Below are 3,732 nucleotides of genomic sequence, written 5' to 3' on the forward strand. Positions count from 1 at the left end.
CTCCACCGCCTGAGCGCGGTGCAGGAGGAGGGGGAGGCGAAGGAGCAGGAGGTCGTCGACGAGCTCATCGCCGGAGTCCGGCGGGACATGCGAAACTTCTCCCCGGCCGGCGGCCTCCGGGACCTGGTGAAGTTCCCCTTCTCGACCACCCGGGGGCGCCGGAAGAAGAAACGGTAGTGGTGGGGTGGCGCTCCGATACCCTCATATACCGAAGGGATAAGCCCCTATCCGGTATCATGGACCGGAACTATATCCACCCAGGTCTCATCGCCACTGCAGTCTTCGCGTTGGTGCTGGCCTCCGGGTGCGCAGGCGTCCACCCACTGCCGGGGGGAAACAGCACTCTTGCATCTTCGGGAACGCCAGAGGGCGCTGTTGGGCTCCCGGAGCCCAGCTTCAATGGCAATGTCTCGGTCGAGGAGGCGCTCCGGGAACGGCGGTCGGTCAGGGTTTACGCTGAAGTGCCGCTGACGCTCTCCGATCTCGGACAGGTCCTCTGGGCGGCACAGGGTGTCACGAACGATCGGGGGTACCGGACCGCTCCCTCCGCCGGCGCCCTTTACCCCCTGGAGGTCTACGTTGTCGCGGGTAACATCATGGGCCTTGAGCCCGGGATCTACCACTACCGGCCCGGTGAACACCTGCTCATCCAGACCGCCAGCGGGGACCAGCGGGCAGCCCTGCAGGCGGCGGCCGTCAACCAGACTTCAGTTGGCGATGCTCCGGTGACGATTGTCATCGCCGCGGTTCCAGACCGGACGACCGCAAAGTATGGCGAGCGGGGGATGCGTTACGTCTCCATGGAGGCTGGGCATGCCGCAGAGAACGTCTACCTCCAGGCACAGGCGATCAACCTCGGCACCGTCACCATCGGGGCGTTCGACGATGGTGAGGTCCGGGAGGTTCTCGGGCTCCCTGGGAACACAACACCGCTCTATCTCATGCCGGTGGGGAGGCCGGTTCCGGGGAGCGGTGGAGACGGGGGCACTCCTGTGGGTGGCGGGGGATGAACGCTCCCAACACCATCCTGGCCCGGTAACCGCCTGTAAGGGGGGGACGCAAGTCTTCCAGGATAAAGCGCTGATGAGGCATAGTCTCATGTTGCACAAAGATGGCCTTTCCGCGCTGCGATCCCCATCCTCGGGACCGTGGCGGCTCGCGGGGGGGGGTCTCCTCTTCCCCGAGGGAGTCGATTCGCTGTAACCCCCCACCCCGCCCGGCCTCCGGCCTCCTCCCCCGCCCCGGGGGGTGGGGGAAGTGCGTGGCGATATCCGGTGGAAAGCCGTGCTCCGGGGAGTGATCCAGGAGAGGTGTTCCCGGAGAGAACAGTTGGGAGTTCGGGGATATCCCGGACCTGGTCCTTCCCCGGGTTTGTCCCTGTACAGTGGACCGTGGTGGCTCTTCGCCCCGGGGGAGGGGCCGACGGGGAGGGGGGCTTGCCTCCCTCCCCTGTCTCACCCGGTAGCGATACTCGTAACCTCCCACCCGCGCTTCGCGCTCCTCCCCCGATCCTCGCAGGGTCGGGGGCAGTGCATGGGGATATGCGACCGGCCGAAGGGCGGGAGCTCGATCACTGAAGGTGCGCAGGCGGGTGGAAATCCGTGCCTGGGGCAGGTATCTGAGTACCAGAGGTGCGAGTAACGACAGTACAGTCGAAGTGATGAAAACCCATACGGTGGACCGGGGGGCCCGTCCCCCTCACTCCCTCCGTTCCACCGACGGTTGCTGCTGGCTGATGCAGTGGATCGCGCCAAAGCCCGGGACCATCGCCGTGCAGTCGATGCCGACGACCTCCCGATCAGGGAAGACCTGCTGTATCCGGGCGAGAGCGACCTCGTCGTTCGGGTGGCCGAAGACCGGCACCAGCACGACGGTATTTCCTATGTAGAAGTTGGCGTAACTCGCCGGCAGCCGGTCCTCGCCGCCGACCGCTCCCGGCATAGGCAGCGGTATGACCGTCAGGGGGTTCCCGTCCTGATCGGTCGATGCCCGGAGGATCTCATAGTTCTCCTTCAGGACTGCGTAGTTTACGTCGTCTTCGTTCTCCTCGAGAGCGCAGAGGACGGTCGTCGGGTTCACGAACCGGGCGATATCGTCGATATGACCGTCGGTGTCGTCGCCGGCGATACCCTGCTTTAACCAGATGACGTGACTGACACCGAGATAGGCCTCCAGGTACGCCTCGATCTCCTCCCGGGAGAGGTCGGGGTTGCGGTTTGGGTTTAAGAGGCACGCCTCCGTCGTGATCACCGTGCCGCGCCCGTTCACCTCGATCGAACCGCCCTCCATGATGATACCGGGCGTGAAGACGGGGAGGTCCATATCGCGATTCATGATGAGCGGTATCCCGGTATCTCCCATGAGTTCCGGGTACTTCCCTCCCCAGGCGTTGAACGTCCAGTGCACCATCGCGAGGCTTCCCGTCTTGCGGTTGACCACAAACGTCGGGCCGTAGTCGCGGAACCAGACGTCGGCGTAATCGGCGACGTGGAAACAGACGCCCCCCGTATCGACACCCTCCTCCTCCAGCATCGCCTCGACCCGGGTGCGCATCCGCTCGCCCGTGACGAGCAGGTTGACGATCTCTGACCCGCGGAGCGCCGCGATGATCTCGACGTAGGCCGCCTCCGCCGCGGCAAGGTCGGGGAACGTCTCCCGGTCGCGGGGCCAGGAGAGCCAGATGGCATCGTGCGGCTCCCACTCCGCCGGCATGTGGTAGCCGAGCGCCTTCGGGGTCCGGCCCGGCGGGAGCCTCCGGGTGAGCATCCCGTAGGTCTCGGGCCTTCGGTTCCGGAAGAAACCCCAGCCCTCCCGGACGGCCTCGTTCATCGAGAGGTCGACCTCCACGACGAGAACCTCCTCGCCGGTCTCCCCCGCCCGGGCAAGGACGTTGCCGAAGGCGTCGGCGACGAACGAACTCCCAAAGAACCTGATATCGCCCTCGTCGCCCACCCGGTTGACGGCAGCGACGTGGACGCTGTTTGCTATAGCGTGGCCCCGCTGCACCGTCTCCCATGCCTCACGCCAGTCGCCCTCGGGGGGCTCTTCCTCCCCTGCAATCTTGCCAAGGGCGGTCGGGTAGAAGATGATCTCTGCGCCCTGCAGCGCAACCGCCCTCGCGGCTTCCGGGAACCACTGGTCGTAACAGATGAGCACGGCGATCCGGCCATACCTGGTATCGTAGACCCGGTAGCAGTCTCCGGGGCGGAAGTAGGTCTTCTCGTAGAAGAGCGGGTCGTAGGGGATATGCACCTTCCGGTAGCCCGGGAGCAGCCGCCCGTCAGCATCGATCACCACTGCAGTGTTGTAGTACTCCCCGTCTCCCGTCCGCTCGTAGAGCGGCACAATGACCACCACGCCGTGCTCCCGGGCGAGCGCTGAGAAGGCGCGGGTTGAGGCCCCCGGAATGGTCTCGGCGTAGGCGGAGGCGTCCCGGTCATCATACTGCGGGAAGTAGGGGGTCCGGTAGAGCTCCTGCAGGCAGAGGATCCGGGCACCCTCCTGGATCGCCGCTCTCGCCGCATCAAGGGTGTGAGCCAGGTTGCGGTCAGGGTCGTCGCCAACCGCCGTCTGGATGAGGCCGATCTTCTGTGTGCTCATCTCTATCATCTCACCGTATCGGTAGGTCACTTCAGCGCTTTATATCATCCGCCGGCCATACCGTTATCCGGTATCGCGCCCTGTACCTACAGGAGAGATGGAGTTCGCGACAACCCTCCTCATCGCCGTCGG

At 65.2% G+C, this 3,732-nt stretch carries 2 protein-coding genes; one reads left to right on the forward strand and one right to left on the reverse strand.

Going from position 1 to position 3,732, the window contains the following annotated elements; genetic code table 11:
- Positions 1–236: 236 nt before the first annotated feature.
- A complete protein-coding gene (locus BP858_RS12205) occupies positions 237–1,010 on the forward strand; it encodes a SagB/ThcOx family dehydrogenase (protein WP_214166025.1) in 774 nt (257 codons plus the stop codon).
- A 688-nt stretch (positions 1,011–1,698) separates the two neighbouring features.
- Here BP858_RS12205 and BP858_RS12210 read toward each other — a convergent pair.
- Entirely contained in the window at positions 1,699–3,600 is a 1,902-nt protein-coding gene (locus tag BP858_RS12210) for an agmatine deiminase family protein (protein WP_286879584.1), read from the reverse strand.
- Between the last annotated feature and the right edge of the window lie 132 nt (positions 3,601–3,732).

Origin of the sequence: Methanoculleus sp. UBA413, assembly GCF_002502935.1 — an archaeon.
GTDB lineage: Archaea > Halobacteriota > Methanomicrobia > Methanomicrobiales > Methanoculleaceae > Methanoculleus > Methanoculleus bourgensis.